We start from the raw sequence: 1133 nt of genomic DNA on the forward strand, positions 1-1133 counted from the left end.
AAATCAGCTTGGCATACCACCCTTTTAAAGAATACTTCCCCCATCCCAGTGGTTGGGGGAATCAAAAATGTACATTCTTAAACGAACGAAAATGTACATTATATAGTTGACATTTATATTTATTTGCAACTATCTTTCTTTTTTATGGACTTATATTTAATAAAAATTATCCTACCATATGAATTGAAATGCAGCGGGTCCACATACTCCATTAAAGTCTAAATCGTACTCGAAATGTGTATAATTATCGCTAAGATTCCAACACTTCATTGGTAATTCTATAAAATAAGGAGAGCAGATACTTTCCTAATCGCTAAAACTAAATAAACAATTTCATTTCATAAATCCGTCAATCGGACCTTACATCATTAAATAGGATTCAGCTTTATATGGTGTTTGGCTGGAAGAAGTACAACCTAATAAATATAATAGGGTTAAATAGTTTGGAATATATTTATGAGAGATTAATTATTGAGGGGTTATAAAAAGAGAAAAAAAGGGCAAAAAAAAATGGCTCCGAAGGTAGGACTCGAACCTACGACCGATCGGTTAACAGCCGATTGCTCTACCACTGAGCTACTTCGGAACGTTTATATTTAAGTACATTTATTATTATATCTATATCACTAAAATATGCAAGCATTTATAAAAATTATTTTTTGAATTTTTATATTTCATTAACTAATTAAGTTGAAACATCACTAAATTCTAATTTATAATATCCAGCAACCACTGAAATTTCTTATCCTAGGCTGGCAAGAGAAGCAATAACAACCCCCGTTTAGGAAACCTCATGAACTCCCCTTTTTTCGCTGTATTCTAACGTGTTCTACCTAAAATCTAAAAATCTAATAAAAAAGCCACTACCGAACTAAATTCAGCAGCGACTTTTTGAGCCTAGCAACGTCCTACTCTCACAGGGGGAAGCCCCCAACTACCATCGGCGCTAAAGAGCTTAACTTCCGTGTTCGGTATGGGAACGGGTGTGACCTCTTTGCCATCATCACTAGACTTATTAAATTGAGAGTTCGTTCTCTCAAAACTGGATAAAGACATTGAATGCGTTCAAAATTTTGGTTAAGTCCTCGATCGATTAGTATTCGTCAGCTCCATGTGTCGCCACACTTCCACCT

1 tRNA gene and 1 rRNA gene are annotated in these 1133 nt (G+C 34.9%); both read right to left on the reverse strand.

Annotation, left to right across the window (positions count from 1 at the left end):
- Positions 1-511: 511 nt before the first annotated feature.
- Positions 512-586 (reverse strand) — tRNA-Asn (locus EKG35_RS20720).
- A gap of 309 nt (positions 587-895) precedes the next feature.
- A 5S ribosomal RNA gene (gene rrf, locus EKG35_RS20725) occupies positions 896-1011 on the reverse strand.
- Positions 1012-1133 lie beyond the last annotated feature (122 nt).

It is taken from the genome of Lysinibacillus telephonicus (assembly GCF_003966145.1).
In the GTDB taxonomy this organism is placed as follows: domain Bacteria; phylum Bacillota; class Bacilli; order Bacillales_A; family Planococcaceae; genus Ureibacillus; species Ureibacillus telephonicus.